This is a genomic window from Frankia sp. R82 (assembly GCF_023716925.1).
Classification (GTDB): Bacteria; Actinomycetota; Actinomycetes; order Frankiales; family Frankiaceae; genus Frankia.
Window position 1 is genome coordinate 8,642 of the sequence record NZ_JAMQQG010000305.1, and the last position, 20,223, is coordinate 28,864.

A 20,223-nucleotide genomic window follows, 5' to 3' on the forward strand; every position below is an offset into this window, starting at 1 on the left:
CCCCTTGATGCTCGGTCGCTGACCCCGACCATCACCGTGCCCACCGACCAAGCATCGGGGTATGGCCCCGTAGAGGCGCTCACCTTGTGGATGAGGCGAGGCGAGCCAGAACGGGGAACATGGGCCGGGCTCCGCCAGGCCGAGCGAGTCCTCCGCTGCCGATGCCGAGGTCACCCCTTGATGCTCGGTCGCTGACCCCGACCATCACCGTGCCCACCGACCAAGCATCGGGGTATGGCCCCGTAGAGGCACTCACCTTGTGGATGAGGCGAGGCGAGCCAGAACGGGAACATGGGCCGGGCTCCGCCAGGCCGAGCGAGCCCTCCGCTCGGAGCGGCGACCGCCGCACTCGGGCCACTGTGCAGGTCGGCGTCACCATGCAGGTCGGCGAGTAATTGGTCATGGTGGGGCGCTGAAGCACGAGGGTGGGCGCTGAAAGCGTCGCAGCAACGAGCCGGCGGCTCCCAGTCTCCGCGGTCAAAGGGGCGCTGCCTGATGATTTCTCGCATCGCGCATGCTGAGTCATGACCGCCGACTGGGACGCCTTGCTCCGCACCCAAAGCATGATCTTCACCTTGCATCAGGCCTACGCCCACGGGTTCACCGACCACCAGGTCCGGTGGCGTGTAGGCAGTGACCGTTGGCAACGAATCCATCCGCAGATCTTCGCCGCCCACAATGGTCCGTTGAGCTATGCGGACCGAACGTGGGCCGCGGTGCTGTACGCCGGCGAGGGAGCCGTCCTGAGTCACGGAACTGCCGCGCATGCCTGGGGCCTGGCGACGGTGCCACCCAGGACGATTCACGTCGTGGTTACCTCGACACATCGCAGATCCGCGGCCAGCGACGTTCGGATCCACCGTGCGACCGAGCTGACCCGCCGCGAGATCTTCCATCCCGACGACGCCCCGCCCCGGACCAGCGTCGAGCGCACAGTGCTCGACCTCGTCGGCCAGGCCGACAAGGCCGTCGACGCCGGCGCCATCATCGCCAGGGCGATACAGCACGGCCGGACCAGTGCGCCCCGCCTCACCGCTGCCCTGGACCACCGCGTCCGGCTCCGGCATGCCCGGATGGCAAGGGACTACATCGCGTTGACCGGCAAGGGAGCGCAGTCCGTCCTCGAGCTGCAACATGCCCGGACACACCGGCGACATGCGCTGCCACTCCCCGTGCGCCAGCATCGGCACGACAGGCCGGATGGCCGCTGGTACCTCGACGCGGTCTACCTCGACTACAACGTGGCGGTGGAACTGGACGGTCGATCCATCCACACGCAGGCCGATCGGTGGTGGGCGGACATGGACCGAGACAACCAGCTCCAGACCGACGGATACCTGGTGCTTCGTTTCGCGGGCTTCGTTGTTCTCTCGGATCCCTGCCGGATGGCCGCGGACATCGCCAACGCGCTGCACGCCCGCGGGTGGCCCGGACCGTTCCGCCGGTGTCCGCGCTGCCCGGCGCGCTCCGATCGGATCGCCCCATCGCCCGGGCTCGCACCCGAACATCCGCATCGTCGAACCGCATCCCGGCACTCCGCGTCCGGCCATTCCGCTGGACGGTCCGAGCGGACCGGGAACCGGCACCCCACGAACCACGGTCGCTCAGCCCGACCATGACCGTGCCCACCGACCAAGCATCCGAGGGTGCCTCGACACGGAAACACGGAAACACGGAAACGCAGGCGTTCCGGGATCAGATCACACGGAAACGCGGAAACGCGGGCGTTCTGGGGTTAGGCGGCGTGGAAGCGGGTGGGGAGGGCGGCCAGGCCGCGGATGAGCATGTTGGGTTTGTACGGCGGGGTGTCGGTGAGCAGCTCCATCGTGGCGATGCGGCGCAGCACGGCGTGCAGGAGGATCTCCATTTCCAGCAGGGCGAGGGGGGCGCCGAGGCAGTAGTGATGGCCGAGGCTGAACGACAGATGGCGGCTGACCGGGCGGGCGCCGGGTGCCGCCGCCGCGCGGGAGCGGTCGAAGCGGGTCACGTCGAAGCGCTCGGGGTCGTCGTAGGCGGCGGGGTCGCGGTTGGCGCAGGCGATCAGTGCGACAGCGCCGTCGCCGGGGGCGAAGGTGCGCCCGGCGACCGTCATCTCCCGCTTGGCGGCGCGGGTGTTCATGTGGATCGGGGAGTCATAGCGCAGCATTTCCTCGACGGCGGGGCCGACGAGGTCGGGGTTGGCCCGCAGCAGCGCGAGCTGGTCGGGGTGGCGCAGCAGCGCCAGCATGCCGTTGCCGACCAGGTTCACGGTCGTCTCGTGACCGGCGATGAGCAGGGTGACGCAGGTGCCGAACAACTCGTCGGCGGTGAGCCGGTCGCCGGCCTCCTCCACGGCGGCGAGCTGGCTGATCAGGTCGTCGCCCGGCTCGCGGCGCGCGCGCTCGACGAGCGCGCGGAAGTAACCGAGAAAGTCGGGGATGACGGCGTTGCGGGCGGCGAGTGCCTCGGGAGTCATCAGCACGTCGGGGTCGAAGGCTCGGGCCAGGGCCTGCGACCAGACCTGCACCTGCGGATGGTCGCTGGCGGGCACGCCGAGGATCTCGCAGACGACCGTCAGCGGCAGCGGGTAGGCGATGGTCTCGATCAGGTCGAACTCGCCGGCACGCAGGGCGTTGTCAAGCAGCTCGTCGACGAGTGCCGCGATCCGCGGGCGCAGACCGGCAACGACCCGCGGGGTGAAGCCCTTGGTCACCAGGCCGCGCAGCCGGGTGTGGTCGGGCGGTTCCATCCACAGGAAGGTGGTCGGGAATGCGCCGGCCGGCATGGTGGGGTGCAGCTGCTCGGGCTCGCGGTCATGGCCCCAGTCCAGGTTGGCGAGGATCGCAGAGCAGTCGGCGTGGTTCGTCGCCAACGGCAGGCCGAACGGTCCGTCGTGCAGTGGTCCGACGGCGCGCATCCGGACGTAGATCGAGTAGGGGTCGTGCCGGCTCGCCGGGTCGAACAACTCGGTGAGCAGGGCGGCTGACTCGTCCGAGGTCGGTCGACCATCGGACGTCGGGCCCGCCGCCGGCCGTCCGGCCGGGCTCTGGGCGGACGGGCTCTGGGCGGACGGGCTCTGGGCGGGCAGGGGGGGATGGACGGTGACCATCGGGTCTCCTCGGGAGGTCGGGTGGCCGGACGTGCTCACCTGCCCCGGGGGGCGGGTGCGAGCACCCGGGCGGCGAGCGCCGGGCGCAGCAGCGCGGTGGGGGGTTCGACGAGGTTCACGACGCGCATGAGGGTGCGGGCGACCGCCGGGTCGTGGTGCGCGCGGCGCTGGGCGCGGGCGGCGTAGCTGCTGGTGATCCGGCCACGCAGGCTGCGGTGGCCGGCGACCTGTGGGTAACGCAGGTCCGAGGAGACGGCCATGTCCCAGGCCACGTCCACGACGGGGGTGACCGCCGCATAGAAGCGGGCCGGTGCACCCGCCGCGCCGTCACGCAGCGTCTCGCCGAGTACCAGCGCCTGCTGGGCGGCGACCGTCATGCCCTGGGCGTAGAGCGGGTTGAAGCTGCACAGGGCGTCACCGAGCACGATCAGGCCCTCGGGGGGTTGCCGCAGCCGTTCGTAGTGGCGGCGAACTGACTCGCGGAAGCGGTACGGCACCGGGTCCCCGAGTGGCTTGGTCTCGCGGATCAGGTCGTAGACGTCCGGGACGGGCAGGGCGCCCGCGAAGTGCTCGAAGCCGTCGTGATCGGTGGGGGGATGAGCGCCGAGCAGACCCGCGAGGGTGACCAGCCAGCGACCGCCTTCCACGACGACGGCGCCCGCGCCGACCAGTCCCGGCGCTGTCGCGATGATGATGCTGCGCTGCCCGTCGAGATGCTCGGGCCTACGTTCGTAGAGCCGGGACGCATAGCCGAGGTCGATGCCGACCCGGGTGCTCGCCGGCGGTGGCAGGCCGATGCTGACCAGCCAGTCCGGGCCACGCGAGCCGCGCCCGCTGGCGTCGACGACAAGCTCCGCCGGCAGCACCACCGCCTCGCCGGACGGCCCGGTACCAGTACCTTCGAGCGGCCCGGCGCCCCCAGACGGCCCAGCACCCCCAGACGACCCGGCACCCCCAGACGGCCCAGCACCCCCAGACGACCCGGCACCGCCCCCGGATGGCGTGAACGTGGCGTCCGGGCGCACGCGCACGCCGACGATGCGGGAACCTTCGGCGGCAAGGCCGATCACGGCGGTGCGAGGGCGGATACGCACTCCCGGGAGCGCTGCCGTGCGTCGTCGCAGCTCACGTTCGAGCAGGGGACGGCTGGCGAGCACGCTGGTCAGGCCGGTCGGTGCCGAGCGCAGCCGGCGGCCGTGCATGTAGTAGCGACCGCCGACGAGCACCTCGCTGGTCTGCGCGCCGGCGGCGACCAGTTCCTCGACGATGCCGGGATGCAGCTGCTCGACGATCTGTCGGCCGCGGTCCATCAGCGCGTGCAGGTGCCGGGCCTGCGGCACCCCACGCCGTTCCCCCAGCCCCGAGCCGTCCGGGTCATCGAGGATGGCGCCGGGGTTCCTGCCGTTCGCGGGCAGGTCGGGCAGGTCGGACAGGTCGTCGCGGTCGAGGATGGTGACCAGCTCGAACGTCTCGGCCAGGACGCGGGCGGCGAGCAGCCCGGCGATGCCCGCGCCGAGCACGACGGCGTGCCGGGGTCCCGGGGCCGGGTAGGAGCCGGGCGCGAGGGCTGCGCGAGGGCCGGAGGCGGCGTCAGAGGCGGCGGCGTCAGAGGTCAAGGGTCAGCCGCTCCGAGCGGGCGCGCGAGACGCAGATCATCATGGTGGTGTTGCCGGCGCGTTCGTCGTCGCTGAGCACCGAGTCACGATGGTCGACCTCGCCGTCGAGCACCGTCGTCTCGCAGCTCGCGCAGGTGCCCTCCCGGCAGGACGACGGGACGTCCAGGCCGGCGCGGTCGAGCGCGTCGAGCAGGGACTGGTCGGCGCGGACCTGGACCGTGCGGCCCGACGCCGCGAGCACCACCTCGAAGGCCTGTGCCGGCGCGGCGTCCGCGCCGCCCTCGGCGTCGGCGCGCGGGCGGAACCGTTCGAGGTGCAGGCTGCCGACGCCCCGGCCGGCGAACGCCTTCTCCACCGCGGTCAGCAGGCCCTCGGGGCCGCAGCAGTACAGCCGGGAGTCGGCGTCGAGCTCGGCGACGATGTCGGCGACCGGCAGCAGGCCGTGCTCGTCCTCGGGCAGGATGTGCACCCGATCGGCGAGCTCGGCGAGTTCGGGCAGGAAGGCCATCCGGGAGCGGGTGCGTCCGCCGTAGTAGAGCCGCCAGTCGGCGCCGCGCCGGTGCAGCTCACGCACCATCGGCAGGAACGGGGTGATACCGATTCCGCCGGCCAGCAGACGGTAGGAGGCGCCGGGAACCAACGGAAAATTGTTTCTCGGTTCGCCGACGAATATTTCCGCGCCGGCCACTGTTCGTTCATGGATGTAACGGGATCCGCCCCGGCTGTCCTCCTCCCGGAGCACCGCGAACCGCCAGGTTCGCCGATCATCCGGATCGCCGCACAGGGAGTACTGGCGGATCTGGCCGTCGGGCAGTCTGATATCGATGTGGGCGCCGGGTTCCCACCGTTCCAGCGCTTCTCCGCGTGGATCCTTCAGGTCGATGACCAGCACGTCCTGCGCGGCAAGGCTCGCCTCGTCCACCCGCAGGGCCGTCCAGCGAGATGCGGAAGTCACCAGTGAACCGTCTCATGTCGCACCGGGCGACAGTCACGATCAATACAATGGCAATCACCCCATCGAAAACCTCGATGACGCTGGCCCGGGCGTCATCCGTTCGCAACGATGACCCGGCACGCAGCCTATTCCTGACCGGTGTCGACGCCGGCGCCGCCGTGGTCGCCGGAGAACGGCGAATTACCGCAGGGAGCATCCCGTGAGCGAGACAGTCGTCGAGACCCGCGAGGCACCCCGTCCCGGGCCCGCCGCCGCGGCCACCACCGGCGCGGCCACCACCGGCACGGCCACCACCGCCGCGGCCACCACCGCCGCGACCACCACCGGCACGACCGGAGGCGATGCCCGCACCGCGGACGCGCCGCCCGTGGACGCGCCGCCCGCGGACGCGGTGGAGCTGGCCGCGCGGACGGCGCGGTTCGTGCGGGAGACGGTCATCCCGGTGGAGCGGGAGATCATCGTCGAGCGTCGCCCGGTGACCGACGAGCTGCGCCTCGAGCTGGTCGCCGCGGCGCGGGCGGCCGGTGTGTTCGGGCCGCTGTCTCCGGTGGAGTACGGCGGGCTGGGGCTGGACTTCCGCGGGCAGGCGCACGTGCTGGCGGCGGCCGGAGAGAGCCTGGTCGGCCCGCTCGCCCTGCACTGCTGGGCGCCGGACGACGGCAACATCCACCTGCTCGCCGAGGCGGCGACGCCCGAGCAGCGCGAACGGTACCTGGCGCCGCTGGCCCGCGGTGAGGTGCGCTCGGCGATCGCGATGACCGAACCCGCGCCCGGCACCGGATCCGACCCGGGCATGCTGCGCACCACCGCGACCCGCGTCGCCGGCGGCTGGTCGATCAGCGGCGCCAAACACTTCACCACCGGGGCGGACGGGGCGGCGTTCACGATCGTCGTCGCCCGCACCGAGGCCGGCGGCGACACGATGTTCGGACCGACGATGTTCCTCGTCGACGCGGACAACCCGGGGATGCGGGTGGGCCGCCGGATGCCGACCCTGGACTTCACCAGCGCGCCGGGCGGGCACTGCGAGGTCGTCTTCGACGACTGCCGGGTGCCCGACTCGGCTGTGCTCGGCGAGGTCGGCCTCGGTCTGGAGCATGCCCAGGCGCGGCTCGCCCCGTCCCGGCTGACATTCAGCATGAACTGGCTGGGCCTGGCCAACCGGGCGCACGCGCTGTCCGCGGCCTATGTGACCGGACGGCAGTCGTTCGGCGTCCCGATCTCCGAGCATGGCCTCGCCCAGGGGCTCGTCGCCGACAACGAGATCGACCTGGCCGCCGCCCGGGCACTGGTGCACGCCACCGCGGCCACCCTGGACGAGCACGGTTCGACCAGCTCCGCGGCCCGTCACGGCGCCGCGATCACGAAGACGTTCGTCTCCGAGGCGGTGTGGCGGGTGCTCGACCGGTCCGTGCAGCTGTTCGGCGGGCTCGGCGTCTGCGAGGACCAGCTGGTCGCCCGGTTCCTGGTCGAGGCACGGGCGTTCCGCATCTACGAGGGACCCTCGGAGGTGCTGCGGGTCTCGGTGGCCCGCCGGGTGTTCCGCCGCGTCGGCCGCACCCGCCCGTAGCCCGCGCGCATCCTCAGGCACGTCCGTCATCCACAGGGAGACTCAGGTGAGCAACCCGACCGTTCTGGCTCCGGGCGCGTCCGCGTTCGCGGCCTTCGCTCGTCCGGGAGCGGACATCCCGGACTTCGAGCACATCCGCCGGTTGGCGAACCAGGTGGTCCCGTTCGGCGCGTTCGTCGGCGTCGAGGTCACCGAGGTGGACGCCGACCATGCCGTCGTCGAGATCCCCGACCGTCCCGAACTCACCAACCAGCTGGGCACCGTGCACGCGGGCGCCCAGTTCCTGGCCGCGGACATCGCCGGGGCCTGCGCGTTCGTCGGTGCGACGGCGGTACGGATCGCGGACGTGGCCTGGCTGGTCGTCCGGGACAGCTGGTCGTCGTTTCGCCGGCCGGCCACCGGGCTGGTCCGGGCGGTCGCGACCGTCGAGGAACGCGGCGTGCGCCGGGTGCTCGCGGCCGGCCCGGGCGAGCGGGTCGACCTCGACGGCAAGGCCCACCTGTACGACGCCGCGGGCGCGGCCGTCGCCACTTTCCGCTTCGCCTACGTCGCCGAGCTGGTTCCCGCCGACCAGCCGGTGTCCGCCGGTGGGAACGGCGGCCGGTCATGACGGAGACGACCCCGGCCGACGTCACCTCCGTCCCGGGTGGCTCCCCCGCCCCGTCCGCCGGCGCAGAGCCGGCGGACGGGGCGAGGCAGTCCGGGCGTGGGGGTGGATTCACCGAGCTTGAGGCGATCGCGGTCGCGAGTACGGGCGGGACGTCGTTCGTGCTGCGCGTGCTGCCCGCCGACGACCCGGACGCGCCGGTCGTGCTGATCATGCCGGCGATGGCGTTGAAGGCGAAGTTCTATCTGCCGCTGGCCCGGGCGCTGCACGCCGCCGGCCTGTCGGTGGTGACGACGGACCTGCGGGCGCAGGGCGAGTCCCGGCCGGGGCTGCACGACCAGCCGACGTTCGGCTACCGCGAACTCATCGAGGATGATCTGCCGCGGGTGCTCGCGGCCGTGCGCGACCGGTTTCCCGGCGTGCGACCCCACCTGTTCGGCCACAGCCTCGGTGGCCAGATCGCCCTGCTGCACGCCGCCGCCGCGACCGGCGAATCCCGCCAACGCCACACCGGTGACGCCGCGGGGACGGACAGCCCGGACGATCCGGGGATCGCCGGGATCTGCGTGCTCGGGACGGGCACCGTGTACTGGAAGGCGTTCGGGCCGCGCCGCTGGGCGGAGGCGCTGTACTCGATCCAGACGATCGGCCTGGTCGCCCGGTTCCGCGGGTACTGGCCGGGGGGAATGCTCATCGGCGGGGCGATGCCGGGGCGGGTGATGACCGACTGGGCGCGGCACTCCCGCACCAGCCGCTACCGGCCGTACGGCACCCGTCGCGACTACGATCGGCTGCTGGCCGAGCTCGACCTGCCGGTGCTCGCCATCTCGCTGGACGACGACCGGCTCGGACCGGCGTCGAACGTCGACTTCCTGTGCCGTCGGATGCCCCGCGCCCGCCTGGCCCGCTGGCACATCACCGCCGCGGACGCCGTGGCCCACCGCGACCACTTCGCCTGGGTGAAGGACGCGGCCGTGATCGGCCCCGCGGTGGCCGCCTGGATCCGCGACCCTGAAGTCAGCCCGCGGTCGTCGGCCGCTGATCCCGGTTAGGCATGCTCGTCCAGGAGCACGTTCGTCTGCCGGGTGGGTGTGGACATGTCCCGCCGGCGCCGGGCGAGGACCGAGGACAGCAGGGCGCCCAGTCCGACCGCGGCGAGCAGCACGACGCTGGGCTCGGCCGCGGCCCGGAACCGGGTCGTCCCGTAGATGAGCATCGAGGCCAGGGAGAGCACGATCGGGGTGGCGAGCAGCGGCAGCACCGGTACCCGGCGGCGCCACAGGACGACCACACCGCCGGCGCCGGCCACGCCCAGAGACCACAGCGACACCGATCCGATCCTGCTGACCGTCTGCGGGCGTTCCTCGAGGGTGTCGAACCACGCCTGCTGCCACGGTCGGTAGACCGCCCAGGTCCGGCCCAGCCGGGCCGCCGCGACGACCGGCAGCCGGCCGGAGTTCGCCCTGATGTAGCGCAACGCCGCCTCGCGGTAGTACCGGTCGCGCCGGGACGCCTCCGCCGGTGGGTCGGGCAGGGAGGTCGCGCAGTCGAGCGACCACCAGCCGAGCTGCCCGCCATGGTAGGTGGTGTCGCAGTGGGTGACGGCCAGCGTGACCCCAAGCCCGCTGGAGATGAGTTCCGGCTCCTCGAACCGGGACAGGTTGTAGCCGACCCAGGGGGCGATGAGCAGCCCGCAGGTCGCCCCGCAGGCCCCGAGCAGCCGGAGCCGGTGGGCCCAGCTCACCGTGGGCAGCCGGAGCACGAGCGGGGTGGCCAGCACCAGCGCGAGCAGTGCCAGCTCGGTCCGGGCCAGCATGGCGGCGGCCAGGGCGGCACCGACGCGGACCGCGTCCAGCGGCCGGCGCCGGTCCCACAGCCGGTAGCTGGCGAGGATGAGCAGCGCGCAGGACCCGATCGCGGGTGTCTCCGACATGAGCAGGGCGTCGCTGAGCCACATACCCGGGTAGACGGCGGCGATCGCCGCGGCGATCAGGCCGGTGACCGGGCCGGCGATCCGGCGCCCGGCGAGCCCGACCACGACGACCGACGTGGCGCCGAGCAGACACGAGAAAACCTGGTGGTCGACAAAGCTGCGCAGCCCGAACAACGAGGGAACGGCAAGCAGCAGGCTGGTCAGCGGCGGATGCTGCGCGTCCGCCAGATATTCGTTCCTGTCGATGAGCAGGTACGGGTTGGGCCACCCTCGCCCGTCGACGAACATGTTCGCGGCGTGATGGTAGTAGTAGGCATCCCCGGCGATCTTCATCGGATACAGCCAGCCGAACAGGAAACCCAGCCGGACGGCGAGTGCGACCGCGGTCAGCACCGCGACCGCGATCCACCAGCGCTGCCGGTTGCCGGTGATGACCGTGCCGACCGCCTCGTCCTGGGCAGGCCGGCGATGCCGGTGCCGGTGCCGTTCCCCGACCGACATCCAGTCCCCCTGACAGCTGTCGAACCCCGCGAGGCACGGCGGGTGGCGCGGTATTGCCGTCCACGATCCACGCGCAGAATTTCCTGAATGCTATAAAAGTCGCCCGCCGGGCCGGCCTCGACGGCCGGCATCGCCGCCGTCACGGGCCGTCGTCGACGCCGGCGGCCTGGCGAGGCGAATGGGTCCTTCTACCGGGATGAAGCGGACAAAATTTCAGTTTGAACCCGGTAGAAGGAACAGGTAGATCGACACGACCGGGATTGTCTCGGTTTGTGGGGCCATGTTAGTCACGGCGTGTCATGCCGGGTGGCGGGTGCCGGGTGGTGGGCGGCTGTCTACCGCCCGGGTGACGTGCCCACAGCCGGACCAGAGCGCGTCCACCACCGACAGCGGCATCTCGATCATGAACAGCGACGGCTCGCTAGCGCACCCGGACGGGCCACGGAAGGCCCTGCCAGCAGGACCTCTCATGCCATCGAAAACCTCAATCATGGGCGGTCACGGACGCTTTCGTCGTGATCCGTTCACCACCCGGACACCATGGCCTGCTGAACTTCGGCCGGTCGACATCGAACCGCATGTATCGCACACGGACCGAACGCCGGATGTTCATTCCGACCCGGCCGGTCCGCCAGCTGGTCCGGCGCCGGCGAGCCGCGGGACGACACCGCAGTCCGGTTGCGAGTTCGCCGGAAACGGAGGGGGCACCAGTGAGCCGCATCACCGTTGAGAACGTCACCCGACGATATGGCGGGGCGAAGGCCGTCGACGGCGTCAGTCTCGACATCGCCGACGGCGAGTTCCTGGTGCTGCTCGGACCGAGCGGCTGTGGGAAGTCGACGCTGCTGCGGGCCATCGCCGGTCTGCTGGCGCCGAGCGAGGGCCGCATTCTCGTCGACGGCCGGGACGTCACCGACATTCCGGCCCGGGGCCGCGACCTCGCCATGGTGTTCCAGAGCTATGCGCTCTACCCGCACCTCACGGTCGCCCGCAACATCGGTTTCCCGCTGCGTGCCCGCCGGGTGCGCCGGGCCGACGTCCGCCGCCGGGTGGCCGAGGTCGCCGAGATCCTGGACCTGTCGGCGCTGCTCGACCGACGACCGCGGGAGCTTTCCGGTGGCCAGCGCCAACGAGTGGCCCTGGGACGGGCCCTGGTCCGCGACCCGGGGGCGTTCCTGATGGACGAGCCGCTGTCGAACCTCGACGCCCAGCTGCGCACCGCCACCCGCACCGAGATCACCGAGCTGCACCGCCGGCTCGGCCGCACGTTCATCTACGTCACCCACGACCAGGTCGAGGCGATGACGATGGCGACCAGGGTCGCCGTGCTCAACCGGGGCCGCCTCGAGCAGATCGGCTCACCGACCGAGGTGTACGACCAGCCGGCGTCCGCGTTCGTCGCCGCGTTCCTCGGCTCGCCGCCGATGAACCTGCTCGACGCCGAGCTCGTCACCCGCGACGGCCAGCTCCACGCCGTCGCCCCCCAGGTGGACGTCCCCCTGGGCATCAGGGTCGCCGCCGCCGGTGCGCCGCGGGACGGCGGGGACCCGGCCGCAGGCCGCGCGATCCAGCTCGGGATCCGTCCCGAGCATCTGCTGGTCACCTCGGCGACGGGCGGCACTGGTAGCACCGACAGCACCGACAGCGGCTCCGCTCACGAGACCGGCCCGGCGGTGCTGCGCGGCACGATCCGGACGGTGGAGAACCTCGGCAGCGAGGAGATCGCGCACTGCGTCATCGGCGCGACCGAGGTGCGGGTGCGGGCCCGCCGCCCGGCCGGGCTCACCGCCGGCGACGCGATCGCTCTGAGTGCCCGTCCCGAGCACACCCACCTGTTCGACCGCGACTCGGGCCGTCGGCTGGTCTGGCAGTCCGACCAGCCGGTGTCCGTCCCGCCCGCCCGGGTGCCGGTCACCACCTGAACCGTTTCCCTCGAATCTTTCTGCCGCACCACGGGGCCTTCGCACGCACCACCCGTCACACCGATCCACCCGTCACACAGATTCGCCGCCACGCCCTCCACTCCGTCAAGGAGCACCTGTGAAAAGAACGTCCGTCCGCAGATCACTGACGTTGGTGACCGTGGCGGCAGCGACCGCCATGTCCGTCCTGGCCGGCTGCGGCTCGCCCGGCGGGAGCACGCAGGCCACCAGCACCCCCGCCAGCAAGGTGCCCGAGCTCGGCAAGGACCAGAAGGTCTCGATCGTTTTCGAGAGCTACAACTTCGGCCAGGCCGGCGCCTGGACCGACACCTTCAACGACCTGATCGGCAAGTTCGAGAAGGCCTACCCGAACATCACCGTCACGCCGCAGAAGCCGAAGGGCTCCAGCCCCAACCCGGCCACCGACACGGTGTCGAGCCTGCAGAGCCAGATCGCCGCCGGTTCCCCGCCGGACGTCGCCCAGCTCGGCTTCTCCGACCTGGACTTCACCATCAAGTCCCTCGGCGCGAAGCCGCTGGACGACCTGGTCGGCAAGGACGCCGTCCAGCAGAACTTCGACGGCGCGAAGTACCCGTACGCGCCGACCGCACGGACCCTCGGCGACTACCAGGGCAAGACCTACGGCGTCCCGTTCGTCTTCTCCACCCCGGTGCTGTACTACAACGCCACCCTGTTCCAGAAGGCGGGCCTGGACCCGGCCAAACCGCCGACGACCTGGGACGAGGCGGAGGCCGACGCGAAGGCCATCGTGGCGAAGGGCGGCGGCAAGGGCCTGTACCTCGACTGCCTCACCAAGACCGCCAAGGACTGGTGCTTCCAGAGCCTGGTCCGCTCCAACGGTGGACGGGTGATCTCGACCGACCGCACCCAGCTCACCTACGACCAGGCGCCGGCCGTCGAGGTCGTCGCGGACGCGCAGCGCTACGTCAAGGAAGGGCTCACGCCCGTCCTCGCGCAGAAGCAGGCGTACGAGAGCTTCGCCCGCGGTGAGATCGGCATGCTGCTGGAGACCAGCGCCATCCAGGCGACCCTGGTCAAGGGCGCGAAGGGCGGCAACTGGGACATTCGCTCGGCGAAGATGCCGGCCTTCGGCACCAAGCCGACCGTCCCGACGAACTCCGGCGCGTCGCTGTTCGTGCTGTCCAAGGACCCGGCCAAGCAGCGCGCCTCCTGGGATCTGATCAAGTTCCTGACCAGCGAGGCCGCCTACACCGAGATCTCCCAGAAGATCGGCTACCTGCCGCTGCGCACCGGCCTGGTCGACGACCCGGCCGGGCTGCAGGACTGGGCCAAGGCGAACCCGCTGATCAAGCCGAACCTCGAGCAGCTCAAGGGCATGGAGCCGTGGGTGGCCATCCCCGGCAACAGCTACCTGCAGATCCGCGACGGCATGATGGACGCTGTCGAACGGTCCGTCTACCAGGGCGCCGACCCCAAGTCGACGCTGAGCTCCGCCCTGCGGCAGGGCACGTCGCTGCTCCCGAAGGCCTGATCGCATGACGACGACCGGACCGGCCGAGATGACCCTGATCCAGGTGAGCGACACGCACCTTGTCCCGCGCGGCCAGCTGATCCATGACCAGGTCGACACCTACCGCCTGCTCGAGGCGGCAGCCGCCACCCTGGCGGACTCGGCCGGTCCGGTCGCGGGGATCCTGCTCACCGGGGATCTCGCCAACAACGGCGACCGCGAGGCCTACCGCCGGCTGCGCGAGGTGATCGACCCGCTGGCCGACCGCCTCGGCGCCGCCGTCATCTACGCCATGGGCAACCACGACGACCGCGCCGCCTTCCGCACCGAACTACTGGAACAAGGCTCCTCCTCCCCCGACGATCCGTGCGACCAGGTTCATCTGATCGACGGGCTGCGGGTCGTCGTGCTCGACTCGAGCACACCCGGGCGCCACGACGGCTGGCTGACCGACGCCCAGCTCGACTGGCTCGCCGACCAGCTCGCCACCCCCGCGCCGCGCGGCACCCTGCTGGTCGTGCACCATCCGCCGCTGCCGTCCCCGATGCCGACGGTGCACCTGCTGCGCCTGGTCGCCGCCGAGCGCCTCGCCAAGGTCATCGAGGGCACCGACGTGCGGATGGTCCTGTCCGGGCACGCCCACCACCCGGGCTGCGGCACGCTCGCCGGCGTGCCGGTGTGGATCTGCCCGGCGCTGTCCTACACCGTGGACGCCCTGCCGGCCACCGGCCGTCACCGGGGTCTGCGGGTCGGCGGGCTCAGCCGGATCGACCTCGTCGACGGCCAGCTCGTCGCCACCGCCATCCCGTTGGACGTGGAGCACGTCTACGACCGGGACGCCGGCGAGTACCTCGCCTACGTCCGCCGGCTTACGCCCACCTCCCCACCGGCGGCGTGACGCGATGTTCGTCGAGGTAGCACCCCCCACGCAGCTCGCCCCGGCGCCACCCCCCAGCGCCGGGGCGGGCACGCCCGGCCCGTCCCACGCCCGCCGCTCGGCGGGGAGCCTGGCCCGGATGCTCGGCCGTGGTGTCATCCCGTACCTGTACCTGGCACCGGCGCTGGGCATGCTGGTGGTCTGGATCTACCGTCCACTGGTCCAGACGGCGAACTACTCGTTCTACTCGTGGAACCTGTCGCCGGACCAGCCGGCGATCCCGCAGGGCTGGCACAACTACCACCGGCTGTTCACCCTGCCGGAGGCCGGCAACTCGGTGCTGCGCACCGTGGCGATGATCGCCCTGCTGCTGCCGTTCACGATCATCATCCCGATCATCGTCGGACTGCTCACCGCCGAGGTCCGCGGCCGGGCCCGCACCGTCTACCAGGCCCTGATCTTCGCCCCGTTCCTGGTCGCACCGGTCGCGAGCGCCGCGGTGTGGCAGTGGATGCTCACCCCCGGCTCCGGGATCGTCAACCGGGCCACCGGCCTGAAGACGAACTGGCTGCACGAACGACTCCCCGCGCTGCTGTCGATCACCGGGATCGCCGGCTGGCAGATGCTCGGGTTCGCCGTGCTGGTCGTCTCGGCCGGGCTTGCGTCCATCAACGGCGACTACTCCGAGGCCGCGTCCGTCGACGGCGCCTCCCGCTGGCAGTCGACCCGCTGGCTGACCCTGCCGCTGCTGTCCCCGACGCTGGTGTTCCTGGTGCTGACCACCGTCCTGCTCGCCGGGACGTGGACCTTCCCGCTGATCGACACGCTCACCCAGGGCGGCCCGGTCAGTGCCACCACCAACATCTACTACCTGCTCTGGCAGTACGGCTTCAAGAGCTTCGACGCCGGCTTCGCCGCTGCCGCTGGCGTGATCTTCTTCTTCGGCTTCACCCTGGTCGCGGCCTTCCTCGTCTGGCTGTCCGACCGCCTCACCTTCCACGACAACTGACCGCCCGCCGGCGGCCGGCCGCTAACCGCCGGCTGCCGGCCGCGGACCGCCGCCGACGACGTCCAGCCACCGACATCCGTCCAGCTACTGACATCCGTCCAACCGCAGGAGACAGGAGGGCCGCCGTGGCACTCGCCATCGAGGGGCCGACCGCCGAGCAGGCGGTACTCGAGCCCGTTGCCGCCATCGCCGCGGCCGACGGCGACGACATCCCCGGCGGCCGCTCCCGGGTGATGACCGTCGTCGGCCATGTCACCCTCGCCCTGCTGGGCCTGGCCTGCGTCTTCCCGATCTACTGGATGTACGCGACGTCGCTGCGCCGGCCCGACGACGTCTACAAGACCTCGGTGCTGCCGTGGCCGCTGTCGGTGGGCAGCTACCGGGACGCCCTCGACGAGCTCGACCTCGCCCGGCTGCTGCTGAACACGACGATGGTCGCCGCACTCACCGCGCTCGGCCAGCTGCTGACGTCCATTCTCGCCGCCTACGCGTTCGCGGTGTGGAACTTCCCGTTGAAGCGGCTGCTCTACCTGGCGTTCGTCGGCACCTGGCTGGTGCCGTTCCAGGTGACGATGCTGCCGAACTACGTGCTGCTGCACCAGCTGGGCCTGCTCAACACCCTGACCGGCGTGATCGTGCCGAACCTCGTCTCCGCGCTCGGTGTGCTGCTGCTGCGCCAGCACTTCGACAGCTTCCCCAAGGAGCTGCTCGAGGCGGCCCGCATCGACGGCCGCTCGTCGTGGTCGACGCTGTGGACGGTCGTCGTCCCGAACCTGCGCGCGGCTCTGTCGGCGCTGGCGATCCTGCTGTTCGTCAACGCCTGGAACGAGTACTTCTGGCCGGCGATGGTCCTGCAGCGTGACAACAGCGTCCTGCAGCTCGGCATCAACAGCTTCCTCAACTCCACCGAGGTCGAGGCCTGGGGCCCCCTCACCGCCGCCGCCGGCCTCGCCTGCCTGCCCATCTTCGCCCTCTACCTGGCCCTGCAACGCCAGGTCATCAACGGCTTCGTCCGCTCCGGCCTGCGCTGACCCGCCCACCGGGCCACCGGGCCACCGGGCCACCGGGCCACCCCGAGATCACCTTTTCTCGATCCTGACTTGTTCTCGTCGCGACTGGAATGTTCGAAGCAGCGTCGAAGCGAGCGCAGCACGTCACCGGTCTCGACGGCGCCACGGCGAGCGAAGTGACCGAGGTCCACGTAGAGCTGACCGTCGTCGAAACTGTCCCGCAGCTCGTGCGCCCACCGCGTGGCCGGCCGTCGGCTTGCCGACGCCGCGCATTCCGCTGACCAGCACGACCGTCGGCCGCGCCGGTTCGGGTTCGCCATCGATGATCTCGCGAAACCGATCCCGGTCCTGACGCCGGTTGACGAAGCCGCCAGCCGCCCTCGGTCGCCGGAAGCTGCGCCGGTACGGGTGAGTGAACCGCCGGTTGCACCGGAATACCAGGGCCATGCACATGGACCGCATCGATATGCCCGGCCTGGACCAGATTCCCGGCCTGCCCGGAGGCGGTGTTGGCCGTGTTGTGCGTGGACGAGCTGTGCCCGGACGACTCGCCGCTGGCCATCCACGCATCTCCGCTGTCCGTGCCCGCTACGGGCGACGCCCGGAATGCGATGCTCACCCCTGTCAGCTGCCCCATCACGGTACGACACGTCGGCCGCCCCATGGACCATCCCACACAAGTACGACAGGACTACCCACAGCATCCTTTCCGGGTAGCCTGGGTCGGTGGATCTGGACCCGCTGAGCGTTCCGGCACTGGTTGCCACCCTCACCGCGGTGCTTGCGGGGACGGCGGGAGAAGCCGGCGTGCAGGCGTGGCACGCCCTGGCCGGCCTGGTGCAGCGGATGTTCGGTTCCGGGTCGCCCGCCCGGGATCTCACCGAACGGGACCCGGGCGCGCTGGAGCCCGACCCGGCAGCGGTCGAGACCCTCGCGCGGCACCTCGCCGCCCGCGCGCTCACCGACCCCGTGTTCGCTGCGGCCCTGCAGTCCTGGGCCGCCTCCACGGCATCCGTCGATGCGCCCGGATCGGTCACGAACATCGTCGACGGCAACGCCCGCGTCGACGGCGGCCTTGTCCAGACCCACACCATCCATGGCAACATCACCCTCGGCGGGTCCGGCCACGGCGCCTGAGCAGCCCATGCCGCATCAGCAGTGGGCCCGTGTACCCGTGGGCTCTGGCTCCCGGACCTGGCCGACGCCGCCGGGACGGGACCTCCTCGCGATCATCCGCGATGTCGCGCGAGATCCGGCGGGGAATGGGAGACCACGGATCGGCTGCCGCATCGCCGCGCAACTCACACCGACCGGATCCTGCCTGGCCTTTGTCCGTGTCGGATGCCACCCCTTCCACCATCCTGCACATTCGCCTCGGCAAGGCCGACACACCATCCGCCTTTTCTGCCTCCCGTAACCCGCATCAAGGACATGAACGTCGCCGGATCGGTCACGATGGCACACTCCAACATCCGGATGGATGCGGGTGACGCATCTCATCGTCATGTCGAGGGATATTAGGGAAATCCGGGCCTGACACTCCGAACAACCCTCGGCATGCGACTGCCCCGGCGGAAATGCCCGGACGAACGCGCCGAGTCCGCACCCGGTGTGGTGACCACGGCATCGGCCTGGCGGAATTCCGGCGTAGCTGGTCACGTGTGCGTCGGTCTGGCCCGGTCGCGAACGAGGCGGGCCCGCTCGTACACGTCGGAGCCAGGTGCGGTGCCGAGTGCATGTGCCACCTCGGCTGACGCGGGCGCGCCCCAGCCCGAAGGGATCAACAGGTCGATCAGGACCGACGCCAGGGCCGCCCACGGCTACCTCGGCCCCGTCAACCAGCGCCCGCGAGCCCGCGGCCCATTCATATCAGTAGTCACAAAACGGCAGCTGTCGAACAGGTCGTATATAACCGAGTTTGTCAGCGACGACACGGCACGACGATCGAAGCGGTGGGGACCGGCATGGCGATGAGGTTGGGCAGTTCCTACACCCTGGAATCCCTGGTCGGACGGGGTGGGATGGGGGAGGTGTGGCGAGGTCACGACCAGGACGGCCGAGTCCTCGCCTTCAAGGTCCTGCTGCCGGAACTCGCCACCGACCAGAAGATGGTCGCCCGGTTCATACGGGAACAATCTGTGCTCCGCCGCATTCGGTCGCCGTTCGTAGTGAACGTCTGGGATCTGGTCGCCGAACACGATCGACTGGCCATTGTGATGGATTTCATCGAGGGTCCCGACCTGCGCCAGTATCTGCGTTCCCGGGGGACGCTGTCGCCGGCCGAGGCGGTCGCCCTGACCGTCGACATCCTGACCGGTCTTGGCGTCGCCCACGCCCTTGGCATCGTCCACCGCGACCTCAAACCCGCGAACGTCCTGCTTGACGCCAGCGGCCCGGCGCCGCACCCGAAGGTGACCGATTTCGGGATCGCCAGCGTGGTGGGTTCCACCAGGCTGACCACCAGTCAGGATGTCTTCGGCACGCCGACCTACATGGCCCCGGAGATGGTCAACAGCGCCCAGACCGGTCCGCCCGCGGATGTCTACGCCGCCGGCGTCATGCTCTACGAGCTGGTCAGCGGAGTCGCACCGTTCGCCGGGCCGATGCCGCTGGCCGTCATGCGCGCCCACGTCGATCTCCTGCCCGGTCGTCCCCCCGGCCTCGACGACGCGCTGTGGACCGTCCTGTCGGCCATGCTCGCGAAGAATCCCGCGGACCGGCCCGGGGTGGCCGACCTGTGCGCGCTCCAGCCAGGCCTCGCCGGCCGACCCGCCCTGCCGCCGCTGCGATGGCCACCGCCACCCGTCGCGACCGAATCGTGGCCAGGACCGGCTGACACCGCTGACCCGGGGACCGCGACTCCGCCACAGCCAGCGGCACTCGCGGCAGCAGCGGCAGCGGCCGACCCGGCAACGGAAGCGCCCGAAGCGGCGACGGAAACACCCGAACCCGAACCAGAAGCGCCCGAACCGGAACCGGGGACACCGGAACCGGAAGCGCCCGAACCAGCAACGGAGACGCCCGAACCGGAACCGACCGACGCCGCCGATCCGGGGGCTGCGGCTGCGCTGGCACCGACAGCGCAAGCGCCCGGGCCGCAACCGGCCGACAGTGCCGATCCACGGGCCACGACACAGCCACCGGCAGCGGCAACGGCCCTTCCGACAACGGAGACACCCAGCCCGGAACCGGCCGACGCCGCCAACCTGAGGACCGCAGCACCGCTACAGCTGCAAGCACATCCACCAGCGCCGGCAACGCCCGTCCCGGCAACAGGGGCGCCTGGGCCGAAGCCGCGCCGCCCTCGCCGTCCACCGGCCGCGAACGGCACCGGCAGCATGCACGGTGCCCGCTGGCGGCGGTTCTCTGTCGTTGTCACCGTCATGGCAGTCCTCATCGTCCTCGGGGCGACGGCTTTGAAGCTCCCGTCGAGCCGAGGGCCGGACCCGGACGCCCACCACAAGCTGGCGGCCAACGACCCGAGACCCGAGGTCCATCCGTCAACCACCGCCGCCTCCCCGGCGACCGCCGAACCCGGCCACACGGCGCCAGCCGTGCCACCTACCGGGACCGGGGCGCACCCGACGCCAGATCCGGCGACCGGGCCCGCCGCCGGCGACGCCCCGGCAGGGCGGGTGGCCTC

15 protein-coding genes are annotated in these 20,223 nt (G+C 71.2%); 11 read left to right on the forward strand and 4 right to left on the reverse strand.

The features are described 5' to 3' along the window. Positions 1–524: 524 nt before the first annotated feature. Positions 525–1,619, forward strand: coding sequence for a DUF559 domain-containing protein (locus tag ND747_RS24640; protein WP_251736571.1), 1,095 nt, complete (start codon positions 525–527; stop codon positions 1,617–1,619). Positions 1,620–1,735: 116 nt separating this feature from the next. On the opposite strand, the gene ND747_RS24645 is transcribed toward ND747_RS24640, so the two are convergent. From ND747_RS24645 to ND747_RS24655, 3 genes are read right to left on the reverse strand one after another with little or no spacing between them, the layout of a single operon-like run. Next, positions 1,736–3,088, reverse strand: coding sequence for a cytochrome P450 (locus tag ND747_RS24645; RefSeq protein WP_251736572.1), 1,353 nt, complete (start codon positions 3,086–3,088; stop codon positions 1,736–1,738). Positions 3,089–3,123: 35 nt separating this feature from the next. After that, complete coding sequence (locus ND747_RS24650; RefSeq protein WP_251736573.1) at positions 3,124–4,704, reverse strand: NAD(P)/FAD-dependent oxidoreductase; 1,581 nt, start codon at positions 4,702–4,704, stop codon at positions 3,124–3,126. Further along, positions 4,694–5,659: a PDR/VanB family oxidoreductase gene (locus ND747_RS24655; RefSeq protein WP_251736574.1), complete on the reverse strand. Its 966-nt coding sequence runs from the start codon at positions 5,657–5,659 to the stop codon at positions 4,694–4,696. The genes ND747_RS24650 and ND747_RS24655 overlap by 11 nt, the downstream gene beginning before the upstream one ends. Positions 5,660–6,026: 367 nt before the next feature. Between ND747_RS24655 and ND747_RS24660 the strand changes: the two genes are divergently transcribed. From ND747_RS24660 to ND747_RS24670, 3 genes are read left to right on the forward strand one after another with little or no spacing between them, the layout of a single operon-like run. After that, positions 6,027–7,229: an acyl-CoA dehydrogenase family protein gene (locus tag ND747_RS24660; protein WP_251736584.1), complete on the forward strand. Its 1,203-nt coding sequence runs from the start codon at positions 6,027–6,029 to the stop codon at positions 7,227–7,229. Between the two features lie 46 nt (positions 7,230–7,275). Beyond that, positions 7,276–7,839: a DUF4442 domain-containing protein gene (locus tag ND747_RS24665; RefSeq protein WP_251736575.1), complete on the forward strand. Its 564-nt coding sequence runs from the start codon at positions 7,276–7,278 to the stop codon at positions 7,837–7,839. Beyond that, positions 7,836–8,888: an alpha/beta fold hydrolase gene (locus ND747_RS24670; protein ID WP_251736576.1), complete on the forward strand. Its 1,053-nt coding sequence runs from the start codon at positions 7,836–7,838 to the stop codon at positions 8,886–8,888. The genes ND747_RS24665 and ND747_RS24670 overlap by 4 nt, the downstream gene beginning before the upstream one ends. Here ND747_RS24670 and ND747_RS24675 read toward each other — a convergent pair. Beyond that, positions 8,885–10,270, reverse strand: a complete 1,386-nt coding sequence (locus ND747_RS24675; RefSeq protein WP_251736577.1) for a glycosyltransferase family 39 protein — start codon at positions 10,268–10,270, stop codon at positions 8,885–8,887. The genes ND747_RS24670 and ND747_RS24675 overlap by 4 nt on opposite strands. Positions 10,271–10,980: 710 nt before the next feature. Here ND747_RS24675 and ND747_RS24680 point away from each other — a divergent pair. The 7 genes from ND747_RS24680 to ND747_RS24710 form a co-directional block, all read left to right on the forward strand. Next, positions 10,981–12,192 (forward strand): ABC transporter ATP-binding protein, encoded by a 1,212-nt coding sequence (locus ND747_RS24680; RefSeq protein WP_251736578.1) that lies wholly within the window; start codon positions 10,981–10,983, stop codon positions 12,190–12,192. Between the two features lie 118 nt (positions 12,193–12,310). After that, a complete protein-coding gene (locus tag ND747_RS24685; RefSeq protein ID WP_251736579.1) occupies positions 12,311–13,705 on the forward strand; it encodes an ABC transporter substrate-binding protein in 1,395 nt (464 codons plus the stop codon). Positions 13,706–13,709: 4 nt separating this feature from the next. Beyond that, the gene (locus tag ND747_RS24690; RefSeq protein WP_251736580.1) at positions 13,710–14,582 is read left to right on the forward strand and encodes a metallophosphoesterase; all 873 of its coding nucleotides are present in this window, start codon (positions 13,710–13,712) and stop codon (positions 14,580–14,582) included. A 4-nt stretch (positions 14,583–14,586) separates the two neighbouring features. Next, the gene (locus ND747_RS24695) at positions 14,587–15,570 is read left to right on the forward strand and encodes a carbohydrate ABC transporter permease (RefSeq protein ID WP_251736581.1); all 984 of its coding nucleotides are present in this window, start codon (positions 14,587–14,589) and stop codon (positions 15,568–15,570) included. Positions 15,571–15,803: 233 nt separating this feature from the next. Then, on the forward strand, positions 15,804–16,601 hold the full coding sequence (locus ND747_RS24700; RefSeq protein ID WP_251736585.1) for a carbohydrate ABC transporter permease: 798 nt from the start codon (positions 15,804–15,806) through the stop codon (positions 16,599–16,601). Between the two features lie 705 nt (positions 16,602–17,306). Continuing rightward, positions 17,307–17,717 (forward strand): hypothetical protein, encoded by a 411-nt coding sequence (locus tag ND747_RS24705; protein ID WP_251736582.1) that lies wholly within the window; start codon positions 17,307–17,309, stop codon positions 17,715–17,717. An 827-nt stretch (positions 17,718–18,544) separates the two neighbouring features. Then, on the forward strand, positions 18,545–20,223 hold a 1,679-nt coding region (locus tag ND747_RS24710), incomplete at its 3' end, for a serine/threonine-protein kinase (RefSeq protein WP_251736583.1).

Excerpts from the sequence above, each read along its gene's own strand:
- ND747_RS24640 (WP_251736571.1), top strand. The coding sequence starts at position 525 with ATGACCGCCGACTGGGACGCCTTGCTCCGCACCCAAAGCATGATCTTC.
- ND747_RS24645 (WP_251736572.1), bottom strand. The coding sequence starts at position 3,088 with ATGGTCACCGTCCATCCCCCCCTGCCCGCCCAGAGCCCGTCCGCCCAG.
- ND747_RS24670 (WP_251736576.1), top strand. The coding sequence starts at position 7,836 with ATGACGGAGACGACCCCGGCCGACGTCACCTCCGTCCCGGGTGGCTCC.
- ND747_RS24675 (WP_251736577.1), bottom strand. The coding sequence starts at position 10,270 with ATGTCGGTCGGGGAACGGCACCGGCACCGGCATCGCCGGCCTGCCCAG.
- ND747_RS24690 (WP_251736580.1), top strand. The coding sequence starts at position 13,710 with ATGACGACGACCGGACCGGCCGAGATGACCCTGATCCAGGTGAGCGAC.
- ND747_RS24695 (WP_251736581.1), top strand. The coding sequence starts at position 14,587 with ATGTTCGTCGAGGTAGCACCCCCCACGCAGCTCGCCCCGGCGCCACCC.
- ND747_RS24700 (WP_251736585.1), top strand. The coding sequence starts at position 15,804 with ATGACCGTCGTCGGCCATGTCACCCTCGCCCTGCTGGGCCTGGCCTGC.